The sequence below is a fragment of the Flavobacterium resistens genome, assembly GCF_900182645.1.
Lineage (GTDB): Bacteria > Bacteroidota > Bacteroidia > Flavobacteriales > Flavobacteriaceae > Flavobacterium > Flavobacterium resistens.
Genome location: NZ_FXTA01000001.1, coordinates 134496 through 148234, shown reverse-complemented (window position 1 = coordinate 148234; position 13739 = coordinate 134496). Strand labels below are relative to the sequence as shown.

Here is a 13739-nt window from a genome sequence, read left to right as displayed (position 1 = left end):
ATTTTACGAGAATTGTGTAAGTTGAAATTTACTCTTAATTAATTCCTCAAGATCTTTCATTGGGGTCAAGGCATTTTTTAACTTTTCTTTGTCTGTTTTAGACATTTCTCTAAGATTAATATATTGTCCAGAATCGTCATTTTTTAAACCTTCAACAGTTCTAAATTTTGAGAGCGTTAAAAAAGCTTCAGCACAACTCAAATAGATTTCAGCATTTTTAGAATCTGTTATTGCTAATTGTTTGAATCTCAAATATGTATTTTTGATTCCTTTTATATTAGCATTTAAAATTAACAAGCGTGCAGCATCAATTAATGGCATTAGTGCGCGTGTTTTGATGTCAAATTTAGTTTTATGTGGGCCTTCTTCTTCAACAATGAATTTTTTGAAAAAACTCAAAGGAGAATTTTTCTTTAAAGCATCGTTTCCTAAAAAGTCAAAGAATAAGGTGTTATTTACAGCGTTTTTAAAAATCACGTTTTCGATTACTTCTTCAATTTTTGGTTCACCAAAAACAATTTCATAGTCAAAGAAAATACTGCTTAAATCATTACTGTTTTCACCTGGAGTATTCATCCAGCTATTGTATTGTTTTGTCCAGTCTGTCAATGATTTACACCATAACATGTTGCTTCCCATATGTCCATTTGGACAAAATTCATATCCTACTTTTTCCAGGATTGTAGTTGCTCTTTTTGCTAATCTTAAAAAGTAATCTTTTACTTCTCTGTATTTTTCCGGAGCAACATCTTCAAAAATTAAAATACTGTCTTGATCTGTAAGCAATAATTGTTCCTTACGTCCTTGACTTCCAATGCTTAACCAGGCAAAACGAGCAGGAGGCGAGCCTAAATCTAAAATAGATAATTCAACAGAACGTTTGATAATTGCCAAATTGATTTCACTTGCAATATTGCTCACATGTGAAATCGGAATATTTTTCTGAATTGAATTCTGAATCAAATCAGACAAACGATCACGAATTTGTTTAAGGTCTTTAGGTAACTGCGAACGCTTAATTTCTTTAATTAAAACACCAGGGTTGCTAGCTTGAGCTACAATTAAATCGTGCTCAGAAATAATTCCTTTTACAGCAGATTTACTCGTACCATCTTTTGTTACGCAAAGATGCGTTACATTATGTTTAAGCATTAGCAATTGTGCTTCGGCAAGTGAAACATTTTCAATTACTGTTACTACTGGTGAAGACATGATTTTATCAATAGTTTCAGTAATAGGATAGCGTCCAGTTGCAATTTTTGAAGCTAAATCGGTAGCAGTAACAATACCAATTGGGCGGCTTTTTTCGCCGCAAACTATAATATTATCAACCATTGCTTCAGTCATTAAAATCGCAACATCTTTAACAATATGAGTTGCTTCGGTTGTTAAAGGCGAATTGTTGTAGTTAAGTGACTGAATATATTGCATTTCTGATTGCTGATCAACGTAGAACGAAGTATCAGAAATCATTTTTCCATTTGAATTTACACTGTCTTTTGTATGTCTTGAATTTGTTGCAAAACTTTCTAGTAAAAAGTTTAAAACATCAGAATTATTAGCAACAAAAGGCCTGAAAACAGCAATCGGAATAGCATATATGATACTTTCTTCACGCGCTTTTGCCGTCATCATATAATTATTTTTGGCAAAGAAAGGTCTTAAACCAAAAATATCGCCTTCGTGACATTTATTGATAATAGTTTCCTCAGCATCAGCAATTGTAGTTAAATTGATGACACCAGAAGCTACAACATAAAAACTATCATGCAGCGTATCGTTATTTTGAAATAATACAGTATGTTTTTCTAAATTTAATACACGGATGTTTGTTGCAATATCAGATAATTCCTGAAAAGTCAAATTATTAAACGGCGGGTATTCTTTTAAAAAATCTGCAATATGCTCAGCAATAGTATTCATATATTTGATAATTTTTTTAAAGTATCGAATGTAAAAATAAGAAAATAAAGTCTTACAATGATAGCAACTTTGGCAGAATCTTAATATTTTAAAGAAATGTTAAGATTTAATGATTTCAAGGCTTTAAAATTTTTTTTTTTACGTTTAAAATTTAAATTATCATTCTAAAGTTAATTTGTTTTTGATTGTGATTTTTTAAATAATTATGCAAAATCCTTATTTACAGTTAGTTTCAAAGAGTGAAAGGATCTTTGCAATAATGATTTGGATTGGTCTGAACGTATGTGAGAAAATGTTTTTTGAAACATTCTATTTTACATAATATAAATTATAGGTCAAAAGTGCCATTATCTTTATATCATACTAAATCGACTACAAATGGATTATTTATTAATCATGTTTATACAATACATTTATCTCTTATTTGAAAATTACTTTACTTTCTTTCAGATAATTGAATTTTCAATCAGCTCACAATATATTGACTCACAGTTTATTTTAAACTGAAATTCTCATATTTGAAAAAATAAATTAATTTTTATCAAATAAGCGATTTATGAGCATTTGTGAATTTTAAATAAAAAAGCATCACAATATCTGTGATGCTTCAAATTTCTCATATTTGAAAATTTAATTTAATTTTTTCAAATAAACCGATTTTCCGTTAAGTGAGATTTCAATTTGATTTGTTTTATCGCTAAACGTTGTTCTTAAAACATTTCCTTTAAAAAGCTGAACATCTCCAAAAACTTTTCCGGTTTCGTCTGAAACGTATTCAAATAATAGTTTTTTGTTCCCTGGTTCAATTCCTAATTTATAACTTGAGAATTTGGTGCCTTTTAAATCAAATTGCTGTTGTGAATCGATAATTTTTCCGTCAGCATAAAAATTTGTAATCGTTTTGCTTAATGTAATGTCCGGATAATACTCATTTACTTTTTTTAGAAGTTCGTATTGTTCTACATTTGCATCTTCTTGTTTTGATACGATGGTTTGAGCAAATGAAATTGTTGTAAAAATAAGCGCTAATAATAAAGTGATTTTTTTCATAATTTAAATTTTATAGTTAAGGATTCAAAAATATTTCTGAAAACTTACATAATTTCCATTTTTTATGTGAAAATGTTATTATATCTAACAAGATAGTGAATATTAACTAATAATTTGGAATTATAAGTAATTTTTTATAAAAATGACAACAAAAAAATACATCAAACTTATTCTTATTTTAGGCTCTTTAACCGCACTTGGACCATTTTCAATTGATATGTATCTGCCTGGTTTCTCAGATATTGCCAAGGATTTAAATACATCTGTTGCGAAAGTTTCAATGAGTTTATCCAGTTATTTTATTGGAATTTCTGCCGGACAATTGCTTTACGGACCGCTTTTAGACCGTTTTGGACGAAAAAAACCTTTATTTATGGGTCTGATGGTTTACATATTAGCATCTTTAGGCTGTGCTTATGTGACTGATATTGATTTGTTTATCTTGTTGAGATTTATTCAGGCAATCGGAAGTTGTGCCGCAACGGTTGCTTCTGTTGCTATGGTTCGTGATTTATTTCCTGTAAAAGATATTCCTAAAGTATTCTCACTTTTAATGCTTGTTCTAGGTCTTTCTCCAATGCTTGCGCCTACAATTGGTGGCTATGTGACAGAAGATTACGGCTGGCATACTGTATTTTTTATCTTAATGTTTATGGGGATTTCTATATTATTTGCCTCACAAATTGGTTTACCAAATAGTTATAAACCAGATGTTTCTATTTCATTAAAGCCAAAGCCTATTATTTCAAACTTTTTAAAAGTCCTAAAAGAACCTCAGTTTTTCACTTATGCATTTACCGGAGCAATAGCTTTTTCTGGATTGTTTACATATGTAGCGGCCTCTCCTATCATTTTTATGGATATTTACCATGTTGATGCTAAAACTTACGGATGGATTTTTGCTTTTATGTCTGTCAGTTTTATAGGCTCCAGTCAATTAAATTCACTTTTGTTAAAACGATTTTCTAGCGAACAGATAATTTTTAGAGCATTAATTTTGCAATCTATAGTTAGTATTGTTTTCCTTGTACTTTCCTTAAATAATTTATTAGGATTGTATGAAACTATAGCAATGTTATTTGTGTTTTTAGGTTGCTTAGGAATTTCAAACCCAAATACTGCGGGACTAACGATGGCTCCATTTGCTAAAAATGCCGGTAGTGCTTCAGCTTTAATGGGTGCTATTCAATTAGGCTTAGGATCCATAGCATCGTTTGCTGTTGGAATTTTTGTTAAAGATTCTGTAGCACCTATGGTTTTTATTATAACAGTCACTACTATAATTGCTTTTATTGTTTTAAATATTGGAAAGAGATTTATAAAAAATAAAGTGGTGATGTCTGATGAAGAAGATATTCTTGTTGTTCATTAATTAAAGGAATTGTATCTATTTAAAAACCAGCAAATAACGGTTATAATGTGTTTGTATTTGATTAATTTTATAGTACTTAAAATTAAATGGAATCCAGATACCATTTGAAAAACGGGGCGAAACCGAAAAGCCATATGAGTAGGAATAAATTCCGAATTATTATGCCGAAATATGTTATTGAAAGGGAAATCCCAAATGCCGGTAAACTTACATCTGATCAATTAAAAAGTATTTCACAGGCTTCCTGTGGTGTGCTTAATCAATTAGGAACACAAATTCAATGGCTAAACAGCTATATTACAAATGACAAGCTTTATTGTATTTATATAGCACCAAATAAAGAATTGGTTTATGAACATGCTAAATTAGGAGGTTTTCCTGCGAATTCAGTAAATGAAGTAGTAGGAATAATTGATCCGACTACAGCCGAATGAATTTAAAACAAAAAAGCCAGACAAAAATTCTGGCTTTTTTTATGAAATTTCAAATATTTTACTCTGCAGATTGTCTCTTGTCAGGTCTTATAATCATTCTAAGAGATTGATCTCTTGCGAAATAAGCAACCATCCAGTTCCAGAAAGTATTTAATCTGTTTCTGTAGGTTATCAAAGAAATCAAGTGAATGAATAACCAAATAACCCAAGCAAAAAATCCATTAAAATGCCATTTCGGACTTGGCAAATCTACTACGGCTTTAGCTCTTCCAATAATAGCCATAGACCCTTTATCATTGTAGGCAAAAGGTTTAAGCTGTTTTTTCGCAGCCATATTCATGAAGTTTTTGGCTAGATTTATCCCTTGTTGAATCGCTACTTGCGCCACTTGCGGATGTCCATCAGGGAAGTTTTTATCTCCTGCAAGAATTGCAGTATCTCCAATTGCGTATACATTATCTAATCCGTTGACTTTATTGTATTGGTCTGTCGCCATGCGTCGGCCACGGCCATAACTTTCCTTCGGAATTCCATCGAAAATTTTAGCAGAAACACCAGCGGCCCAAATTAGATTTTTGGTTTTGATGGTTTCTCCATTTTCAAAAAATACTGTATCATCAACATAATCAGTCACACGGCTGTTTAATTTGACTACAACGCCAAGATTAGTCAATGCTTTCAAAGTATCTTTTTGCGAAGCTTCACTCATTGGTGATAACAAAGCATCTCCTCCATCAACTAAATAAACATTGCTGGCAGAAGTATCCAATTCAGGATATTCTTTCAGTAGGATACTTTTTCTCATTTCAGCAAACATTCCAGAAACTTCTACTCCTGTTGGCCCTCCTCCGGCAACAACAATCGTTAAAAGCTTACGTCGTTTGCGCATATCTTTACAAATAGCAGCTTTTTCAAGATTTTTAAGCAGCGTATTACGCATTTCGATGGCATCGTTTAGCGTTTTCATCGGAATGGCGTTTTTCATAACATTTTCCATTCCAAAATAACTCGTTTCTGCGCCTGTAGCAAAAACCAGATGATCGTATGTTAATTCCCCATTACTTAAAATAATTTTGTTTTCGGCCGGAACTACTGAAAGTAATTCGCCCAAACGAAACTGAAGATTTTTTTTGCCTGCGAAAAATTTTCTAAAAGGATAACTGATGCTTGATGGTTCTAAAAAAGCCGTTGCAACTTGATATATTAACGGTGGAAAAAAGTTATAATTATTTTTGTCTACAAGCGTTACTTGTATCTGAGGATGGTTTACAAGTTCTTTTGCGAGATTGATTCCCGCAAAACCTCCTCCTATTATGACTATGTTCATATATGCTGTTATTAAATAGGATTATAAAATAATACCTTATAAATATACAACTTTAATATGCAATGACAATTGCTGAATTTATTACTTTTTGAATTTTTTAACAGGTTTTTCAACTACATCGATTTTGTTTTGCAGAACATAATTTGCCAGCAATTTTTCAATCAATTCGTCTTTTGTAAGATGATGAAAAACAGTTTTTACTTTTGTTTTCAAATCCGAAGATATATCATGATTTGGTTTTGTTTTGAAGATTTGTTTTGCCCATAAAAGCGTGTTGTTTTCTTCTAAACTCAAAGCAGAAGGCTTTTCGAATTTGGTGAATTTTATTCCCAATTCTCTTTCAAAATCAGGAATTTCAACAGTTTCTTCTTCTTGTAAAACAGTCAATGAAAGTCCTTTTGCTCCAGCTCTTGCTGTTCTTCCGCTTCGGTGAACATAATTTTCGTAAGTGTCTGGTAAATGATAATTCACAACATAAGCGATTTCTTTTACATCAATTCCTCTTGCTGCAAGATCTGTTGCTACTAAAATATTGATGTGACCTTCACGAAATTGCTCCATAATTCGGTCGCGAATTCCTTGAGTTAAACTTCCATGAATAGCTCCCGATGAAAAACGATTTATGGCTAAATTTTTAGCTAATTTATTAACGGCAGCTTTTGTTTTGCAGAAAATAATACCGCGTTCACCTTCTCTTGAATTCAAGAAATGCATTAAAACATCTAGTTTTTCAATTGGATCAACTACAATATATTGGTGGTCGATTTCTTGATTTCCTGTTGTCTCCATGCTCGCACTAATTTGTACAGCATTTTTGTTTAAATAATTCTGAACCAGTTGTTTGATTGTACCTGGTAAAGTGGCTGAAAATAAAAGAGTACGGTGTTTCTTTGGAAGTTCAGCAATAATTTCATCTAAACTTTCTTTTAGAATAGAAACCATTTCATCGGCTTCGTCTAAAACTAAATATTCTGCCTTACTTAAATCAACGGCTTTTCTTTGAATCAAATCGATCAAACGTCCTGGAGTTGCTACAACGATATGTGCAGGCTGCGTAAGACGCTCGATTTGAGGTTTGATTGGAATTCCGCCGCAAGTTGCAGCTATTGAAATATTTGGAATATGTTTCGAAAAATCTTCTAAATTTCTAAAAATCTGATGTCCAAGTTCTCTTGTTGGAACTAAAATTACGGCCTGAACTGCTGAAGATTCAGTATCAATTAATTGCAATAAAGGCAATCCAAAAGCAGCAGTTTTTCCTGTTCCGGTTTTGGCTAAACCTACAACATCGTGTTTTTCGGCCAAAAGAAGCGGAATTGTTTTTTGTTGAATTTCTGTTGGTTCAACAATATTTAATTCGCCTAAAGCTTTTAAAATTGGCGCTGAAACTCCTAATGCTGAGAATTGTTTAGACATAGTTTTTGTTTTTTTGTTTAAAGTTTCATGTTCCAAGTTGTACTAAAACTTAATAGATTCGAAAAAGGAGAAATCACATTCGAAATGAATTATTCTGAAATGCGATTTCTCCTTTAAAATTATAAATAATGTTCTAGATTCCAATAACTTGAAAGATGAAACCTAAAACTTTAAACTTTTTTAAAATCAATCTGGTTCGTTCATGATTTTTTCACGGTATTTTTTACCGATTAATAAAGTCATGTTCTTTTTATAATCGTCAACCAGCCATTCACGGTAGTTTTTACTGCATTGGCTTAAACATTTTGCATAACGTTTAATACGACATTCAATATCATCATCAAGTTCTTTTCCTAATGATTTTGCTTCCTGCAACGTTTCAGTATTATCTACACACATTGAAGCGTGTTGCTCTAATGATTTGTCCAATACAATTTTTGAACGTAAATTTTGCTTAATTGCCAGTTTATGCTCTTCGTCAACATCAAAAGTAACGTCAGCAGTTTTGCTGAATTTTGCTCTTAATTCAGGCGGCATGCTGTATTTGAAAAACATTTCGATCTCAGTATCATCTCGAAGATTTTCAAGATAAAATTCTGGAGATTTAAAAATATGTTGCCAGTTTACAGGCTCGCTCCATAATCCAAAACGAGCGGCGTTATTTCCTAAATCAATTACGGTAAATTCATCTTTTCCAGGTAATTTACGAGATCCTCGTCCAATCATCTGAAAGTATAATGTAAGCGATTTTGTTGCTCTGTTCAAAATAATAGTCTCGACAGTTGGCTCATCAAAACCAGTTGTAAGGATTCCGACAGAAGTCAAAATCGCATCTGGAGTTTTTTTGAACCAAGCCAAAATATCTTTACGTTCTTCAGAACTGCTTGTGTTATCAAGGTGTCTGATGTCGTAACCTGCTTCTCTAAAAGTATCATATACATATAACGAAGTATGAATACCATTATTGAAAATAAGCGTTTTTTTACCCAAAGAACGTTCTGTATAAGCATGAAGCAGTTTTTCCTGCATCATTGTATTAGTATACAAATCGTCAGAAGATTTTACAGTATAATCACCGTTGATACCTACTTTTAACGAAGTCAAACCAACATCATAACTATAAGTTGTCGCTCTTGCCAAAAATCCTTTGTCAATTAATGAACCAATTGTATCTCCAACGATTAATTCGTCATAACTCTGGTGCATTGGTAATTTTATATTCGAACTCAATGGAGTTGCTGTTACTCCAAGAATAAAAGCATTTTTGAATGAGTTTAATAATTTTCTGAATGAATTGTAATGCGCCTCATCAATAATAACCAAACCAATATTGTCAAGATGCAATTTTTCATCATTGATACGGTTTTTCAAAGTCTCAACCATTGCCACAAAACAAGAATAATCATTTTGATCAGGAAGTTCTTTTACCTTGCTGTTGATTATTTTATTGCTTACGCCAAAACCTTTCAGCATTTTTGACGTTTGTTTGCAAAGCTCGATTCGGTGTGTTAAAACAACCACTTTTTTGTCATTATTAGATAAATAACGACGTACAATTTCTGAGAATATCACTGTTTTTCCCCCACCAGTTGGCAATTGATACAATAAATGGTGTTTTTGAGGAGCATTGTCTAAGCGGTCAAAAATGGCGTCAATATCGCCTTTTTGATACGCATAAAGTTCTTTTTTCTCTTCTCTTTCTATTTCTAAAGTGTTTTGAGACATTGTTTATTTTTGGATTTTTGCAAAAATACACCGAAAAAACAGTTATTCATCGTAATTTAACCTAAAATAAATGTTTTTTTTAAATAAAGATTTTTTATGAGAAGTGCATTTAAAGGTCAATTTTGTCTAAAATCGCTTCAAAATCGTACTTGTTTTTCCATTTTTGTTGAACAGTTTCATCATGAATTGCAATAATTCTTGCTTTATATTCAGTTAAAATTCCGTTTGAAATTAAAAAATTAACTGCTTGTTCAAATGAATTAAATATACTTTTGTAAAATAAATCTTGCTTTATGAGATTTTGAGAAGAATACGTTTGGGCAATTTCGATGTTGTAAAGCATTAAATCGGCAATTACAAAAGAATCGACACCAAGAGAAATAAAATGTTTAATTATTTTTTGAGCAACAGAGCGACGCATTTTTGCTTTCGGACGCCATCTTGCTCCTGGTTTTTTGATTGGAAAATATTCATGCGAGATTTTAACCTTCGATTCCTGCAAAAGTTTGTCTTCTTTCGGATTAAAAACAAAATCATAATACACTTTTACGGGACTAAATTTTTCATACAGCTCAATTAGTTGTTCTTCTAATTGTTCTTTACTTAATTTGGCTAAATATTTTTTTAAATCGCGTTTGCTCATTATCAAAGTTTAAGACTGTAAAAATAAATTACTTTTCTGACACATAACTTAAAAACCAATCCTAATACTTAATTTTGCTTCCATAAATTCAAAAAATACATCTATATGCTCAAGATTTTTAAAGTTACTGCCATTTTAGAAGGAATATCATACTTAGTATTGTTTGCTAATATGCTTATTATAAAAACCAATAATCCTGAACTTTATCATACATTATTGCGTCCGTTAGGAATGACACATGGTGTTTTGTTTATCGGATATATTGTTCTTGCTTTTTTATTGAAAAAATCAATGAACTGGGATTTAAAGACTTTCGGAATCATTTTAATTGCTTCTCTTGTTCCATTTGGAACTTTTTATATTGAAAAAAAATACTTAGAAAATAATGCATAAGCTTTTGGATAAAATATTTAATTTTTTATATCCGATTTTCAGAGATTGGGGAATGAGCCGCAATGTGGCGTCATACACCAGTCTTATTTTTAATATCGCCATTTTGGTGGCATTGGCTTATGTTATTTATTACGTTGCCAAATTTGTTTTAGTGACTTTGACCGCCATTTTTGCGCAACGTACTAAAACAAAATTCGATGATTATCTAATTCAGAATAAAACAACAAGATATACGGCGTATTTAATTCCGTTTTTCTTTATTTATAAAGCGGTTCCTGTAATTTTAGACAAATATGAATATTGGGAATCTATTTTCGGGAAAATAGTCGGTGTTTATATTGTATTGTTAGGATTATGGATTGTTCGAACAATTTTTAATTCGCTTCGAGATTATTTAAAGCAAAAGCCTGAATATAGCGACAAACCTATCGATAGTTTCGTTCAGGTTATTATGATTGTGCTCTGGATTTTTGGCGTTGCGCTTATTATTTCGACTTTATTCGGAATAAAAAAAGGTGAACTGCTTACCATTTTAGGAACACTTTCGGCAATTATTATCTTGATTTTCAGAGATACAATTCTTGGATTTGTTTCAAGCGTTCAGGTTGCGATTAACGATATGGTTCGTATTGGCGACTGGATTACAATGGATAAATTTGGTGCCGATGGTGATGTAATCGAAATCAATTTGACGACAGTAAAAGTTCGAAATTTTGATAATACTATTACAACAATCCCCACGTATGCCTTAAGTTCAGATTCTTTTCAAAACTGGCGCGGTATGCAAAAATCTGCCGGACGCCGAATCAAAAGACATGTTTTGATCAAAAGCAGTACAATTCGGTTTTTGAATGATGAAGATTTGGCACAAATGAAAAAAGTACAGCTGATTTCATCTTATATCGAGACAAGACAAGCCGAAATTGAAAAATACAACGATCTTAGAGGAGTTGATAAAACACTTGCGCTTAACGGTCGAAATATGACCAATTTAGGTTTGTTTAGAAAATATATCATGCAGTATCTTGTGACGCATCCAGGATTAAACAAAGATATGCATATCATGTGCCGTCAGCTGCAATCTACTGCGCATGGAGTTCCGTTGGAAATTTATGCTTTTTCAAGTGATAAACGCTGGGCGAATTACGAATATATTATGTCTGATATTTTTGACCACGTTATGGCTTCTGTAGAATATTTTGATCTTGAAATATTTGAACTTCCTTCTAAGATTGGAAGTTTGGAATAAAACTATTTAACCGCAAAGAGCGCAATCCCGATAGCTATCGGGACGAAAGGTTCGCAAAGTTTTTACACAAAGCTTTGCGAACTTTGCATTTTTATTTAGTGCATTATATAAAACCTTGCGCTCTTTGCGGTTAAGTCGATAAAAACTTGAAAAAAAACTATTTCTTAATCTCTTCAAAAACAAACCTCGGCTCATTATAATTTAATGTACCCTGAATAAAACACGGAAGACTCATATACGTTCCGATCACTCCATTTCCTGAGATTAGTTTGTTATCTTTTTTGAGAAATGCCAAAGGAATTCTTTTCCAGCTTCCGCCATTTGAAATATAATGAAAATCGCCTCTTAAAGTATCTCCTTTAATATCTCCCCTTACATCGCCTGAATCTTTTCCAATTTGATGATATAAGATTTCATATCGGCCAAAAAAGCGTTTTTCGTTGATATTAAGGACTAAAATTGCAGTATCTTTTTGATGTACGGCGCGATAAACGACTTCTTGATAACCGTTTTTATCTTCTTTCGAATTACAAGAAATAACAGAAATCATAATTAAAAGAAGAAAAAGAAAGGAGTTTTTATTCATAATAAATTTTTAAAACTATCTAAGTGATAAAACTACATTTAAACATTTTAAACTAAATTTTGTTAACTAACTTATGTCTCGATTTAGTTTTTGCATTGTAATTTTTTCTAAATTTAAAGAAAAAACATGGCAGATAGAGATAATTTTTTAAGAGAATTCAGAGGTGAAACTTTAGGAACTGTCAGTGCTCAGTCTTCGGCAGACGAATTGTTTCAAAATCAGACCATCAGGCCTATTCTAAAACTTCAAAATGATTTATTCATAGCAGTTTTTATCAATTACGTCAATAAAAATAAAGCTGATTTTTATTCCTATTCAGTTGAAAAGAAACTTCAGACGATAGAAAATTCCATTCAAAAAGATATTAAGTTCCGTAATTCCCTAAAAGGAATCGTTATGGCTCTTTTTACGCTTGAAGAATATGAAACTTATATTCAGAATTCTTCCAGTTTAAACAAACGTATGATGAATTTATTAATTGACCGATTGAAAAGTCAGGTGCAGTTGTTTGAATTGGAATCAAATTCCAATTAAATATTTTAAATGGAAATAGAAATTATTCGAGATAAAAATCAAAGTCTTTATGTTTACAAAAATGATGAACTTTTATTTTATTCTAAGGTAAAATTCAATTGGACAAATAGAATAATTTCTATTTTTAATTGCAATGATATTTTGCTTTTAGAAGTAAAATCTAAAATGACTTTCATAAAAAGTGATTATGAAATTTTGTTCCAGAATGAACTGATTGCAGATAATATATCTGAAATAACTAATGGGAGAATAATCTTTGGTTCTGGAAAAAGATTATATATAAAACAAGATTACTTTATTTCCTTAGACGGGAATTTTTCGTACTATTTCAAAGAGATTAAAATTTCTCAATTAAAGCAGAAAACATGGATTTCTAAACCGAAGTTAACATTAAATATTAACGACGAAAACATAGAGTTTCTAGATACAGTAATCTATCATATTTTAGCGATTAGAGCTGGAAACAATTCAGATTAAAAAATAGTATAAAATTATAAGATAAATAAATGTTTGACCAATTCCGAAATAAATTTCCTTTAACAGACGAAAAATGGAACGAATACATCAGTTACTTCAACTATATTGAAGTTCCAGCTAAAACAGTTCTTATTGAAGAAGGAGAAATTTCGAAAAAGCTTTTTATAATTGAAAAAGGCTGTATCAGAGTTTGGTTTAACAATAACGGAAAAGATTTGACTTCGCAGTTTTTTTTCGAAAATCAAAGTGTGGCTTCTATTGAAAGTTTCATGAAGCAATTTCCGAGTCCGGTTGTGGTTGAAACTATTGAACCTTCGATTTTATGGTGGATTTCTAAAAATCATGTCGATAAAATTTTGGAAGAAATTAAAGAAATTCCTGAATTAAGAGATCGATTAATCAATATGCTTTTTCAGAGAACATTTGATTACATGAAACATTTTTTTTCTTTTATAAAAGACTCCCCTACTCAGCGTTATCTCGATTTAATTAAAGAAAAACCTCAAATTGTCCAACGCGTTCCACAACATTATATTGCTTCTTATCTTGGAGTAAGTACGGTTCATCTTAGCCGAATCAAAAGTAAATTAATTCATAAAAAAGAATAAAA

14 protein-coding genes are annotated in these 13739 nt (G+C 31.3%); 7 read left to right on the top strand and 7 right to left on the bottom strand.

Going from position 1 to position 13739, the window contains the following annotated elements; genetic code table 11:
• Positions 1–3: 3 nt before the first annotated feature.
• Both FN795_RS00680 and FN795_RS00675 read right to left on the bottom strand, forming a co-directional pair.
• Positions 4–1923, bottom strand: coding sequence for a DUF294 nucleotidyltransferase-like domain-containing protein (locus FN795_RS00680; RefSeq protein ID WP_035643798.1), 1920 nt, complete (start codon positions 1921–1923; stop codon positions 4–6).
• Between the two features lie 630 nt (positions 1924–2553).
• The gene (locus FN795_RS00675; RefSeq protein ID WP_142448803.1) at positions 2554–2973 is read right to left on the bottom strand and encodes a hypothetical protein; all 420 of its coding nucleotides are present in this window, start codon (positions 2971–2973) and stop codon (positions 2554–2556) included.
• Between the two features lie 142 nt (positions 2974–3115).
• Between FN795_RS00675 and FN795_RS00670 the strand changes: the two genes are divergently transcribed.
• Positions 3116–4345 carry a multidrug effflux MFS transporter gene (locus tag FN795_RS00670; RefSeq protein ID WP_142448802.1) on the top strand — a complete coding sequence of 410 codons (1230 nt, stop codon included), beginning with the start codon at positions 3116–3118 and terminating at the stop codon, positions 4343–4345.
• Positions 4346–4479: 134 nt separating this feature from the next.
• Positions 4480–4779 (top strand): DUF4242 domain-containing protein, encoded by a 300-nt coding sequence (locus tag FN795_RS00665; RefSeq protein ID WP_244289930.1) that lies wholly within the window; start codon positions 4480–4482, stop codon positions 4777–4779.
• A 58-nt stretch (positions 4780–4837) separates the two neighbouring features.
• On the opposite strand, the gene FN795_RS00660 is transcribed toward FN795_RS00665, so the two are convergent.
• From FN795_RS00660 to FN795_RS00645, 4 genes are all read right to left on the bottom strand, one after another.
• Positions 4838–6106 (bottom strand): NAD(P)/FAD-dependent oxidoreductase, encoded by a 1269-nt coding sequence (locus tag FN795_RS00660; RefSeq protein ID WP_142448801.1) that lies wholly within the window; start codon positions 6104–6106, stop codon positions 4838–4840.
• An 81-nt stretch (positions 6107–6187) separates the two neighbouring features.
• Positions 6188–7522, bottom strand: a complete 1335-nt coding sequence (locus tag FN795_RS00655; protein ID WP_142448800.1) for a DEAD/DEAH box helicase — start codon at positions 7520–7522, stop codon at positions 6188–6190.
• A gap of 186 nt (positions 7523–7708) precedes the next feature.
• The gene (locus FN795_RS00650; protein ID WP_035643785.1) at positions 7709–9247 is read right to left on the bottom strand and encodes a DEAD/DEAH box helicase; all 1539 of its coding nucleotides are present in this window, start codon (positions 9245–9247) and stop codon (positions 7709–7711) included.
• A 109-nt stretch (positions 9248–9356) separates the two neighbouring features.
• Complete coding sequence (locus FN795_RS00645; protein ID WP_142448799.1) at positions 9357–9890, bottom strand: DUF6155 family protein; 534 nt, start codon at positions 9888–9890, stop codon at positions 9357–9359.
• A gap of 105 nt (positions 9891–9995) precedes the next feature.
• On the opposite strand from FN795_RS00645, the gene FN795_RS00640 reads away from it, so the two are divergent.
• On the top strand, positions 9996–10283 hold the full coding sequence (locus tag FN795_RS00640; protein WP_035643781.1) for a DUF3817 domain-containing protein: 288 nt from the start codon (positions 9996–9998) through the stop codon (positions 10281–10283).
• Complete coding sequence (locus tag FN795_RS00635) at positions 10276–11532, top strand: mechanosensitive ion channel family protein (RefSeq protein ID WP_142448798.1); 1257 nt, start codon at positions 10276–10278, stop codon at positions 11530–11532. Before FN795_RS00640 ends, FN795_RS00635 begins: the two co-directional genes overlap by 8 nt.
• A 157-nt stretch (positions 11533–11689) precedes the next feature.
• Here the strand turns inward: FN795_RS00635 and FN795_RS00630 are convergent, their stop codons facing one another.
• Positions 11690–12118 carry a hypothetical protein gene (locus tag FN795_RS00630; RefSeq protein ID WP_142448797.1) on the bottom strand — a complete coding sequence of 143 codons (429 nt, stop codon included), beginning with the start codon at positions 12116–12118 and terminating at the stop codon, positions 11690–11692.
• Between the two features lie 126 nt (positions 12119–12244).
• Between FN795_RS00630 and FN795_RS00625 the strand changes: the two genes are divergently transcribed.
• The 3 genes from FN795_RS00625 to FN795_RS00615 are packed head-to-tail and all read left to right on the top strand — an operon-like array spanning position 12245 to position 13737.
• Positions 12245–12652, top strand: coding sequence for a glyoxalase (locus FN795_RS00625; RefSeq protein ID WP_142448796.1), 408 nt, complete (start codon positions 12245–12247; stop codon positions 12650–12652).
• Between the two features lie 9 nt (positions 12653–12661).
• Positions 12662–13129, top strand: coding sequence for a hypothetical protein (locus tag FN795_RS00620; protein ID WP_142448795.1), 468 nt, complete (start codon positions 12662–12664; stop codon positions 13127–13129).
• A 29-nt stretch (positions 13130–13158) separates the two neighbouring features.
• Entirely contained in the window at positions 13159–13737 is a 579-nt protein-coding gene (locus FN795_RS00615) for a Crp/Fnr family transcriptional regulator (RefSeq protein WP_142448794.1), read from the top strand.
• Positions 13738–13739: the final 2 nt, after the last annotated feature.